Source organism: Xanthomonas sp. LMG 12459 (assembly GCF_009192905.1).
Taxonomy (GTDB): domain Bacteria; phylum Pseudomonadota; class Gammaproteobacteria; order Xanthomonadales; family Xanthomonadaceae; genus Xanthomonas_A; species Xanthomonas_A sontii.
Map to the genome: position 1 here is coordinate 1 of NZ_NSGT01000136.1, position 1002 is coordinate 1002.

Consider the following 1002-nt stretch of genomic DNA (forward strand, 5'->3'; position numbering starts at 1 on the left):
TCCGCACTACGGCCTCGGCTTCCCGGCCGAGACCCATCACCGCGCTGTGTCCTCGTTCTCCGGCGGCTGGCGCGTGCGCCTGAACCTGGCGCGCGCGCTGATGATGCCCAGTGACCTGCTGCTGCTCGACGAACCGACCAACCACCTCGACCTGGACGCGGTGTACTGGCTGGAGCAGTGGCTGCTGAAATACCCGGGCACGCTGCTGCTGATCTCGCACGACCGCGAGTTCCTCGACAACGTCGCCACCCACACCCTGCATCTGCACAACGGCGGCGCCAAGCTGTACACCGGCGGCTACACCGATTTCGAGCGGCAGCGCGCCGAGCAGTTGCGCCAGCAGCAGATCGCGCACGAGAAGGAACAGGCCGAGCGCGCCCACCTGCAGAGCTTCATCGACCGCTTCAAGGCCAAGGCCTCCAAGGCGGCGCAGGCGCAGAGCCGGATGAAGCGCCTGGAGAAGCTGGCCGGCACCGAGGCGGTACGCGCCGAGCGCGAGTTCCGCATCGAACTGGCGCCGCCGGCCAAGCTGCCGTTCTCGCTGATCCGCCTCAATCACGCCGAGGCCGGTTACGGCGCCGACGCGGTGATCCTGCACAACGTCGGTTTCGGCCTGGAGGCCGGTCAGCGCATCGGCCTGCTCGGCCCCAACGGCGCCGGCAAGACCACCCTGGTCAAGACCCTGGTCGGCGAACTGCCGCCGATCGCCGGCGAGCGCATGGCGCATCCGGACCTGCGTATCGGCTACTTCGCCCAGCACACGGTGGAGTCGCTGCACGAAGGCCAGTCGCCGATGGACCACATGCGCGAGATCGACAAGGACGCCAGCAACCAGGCGTTCCGCGATTTCCTCGGCAAGTGGAATTTCCCCGGCGACCGTGCGTTCGAGCCGGTCGACGGGTTCTCCGGTGGCGAGCGCGCGCGCCTGGCGCTGGCGCTGATCGCCTGGCAACAGCCCAATGTGCTGCTGCTCGACGAACCGACCAACCACCTCGACCTGGA

At 68.3% G+C, this 1002-nt stretch carries 1 protein-coding gene; it reads left to right on the forward strand.

What is annotated here, in order from left to right; translation table 11 throughout:
- Positions 1–1002: ABC-F family ATP-binding cassette domain-containing protein (locus CEK65_RS20845; RefSeq protein ID WP_152182863.1), on the forward strand; the 1002-nt coding region annotated here is incomplete at both ends.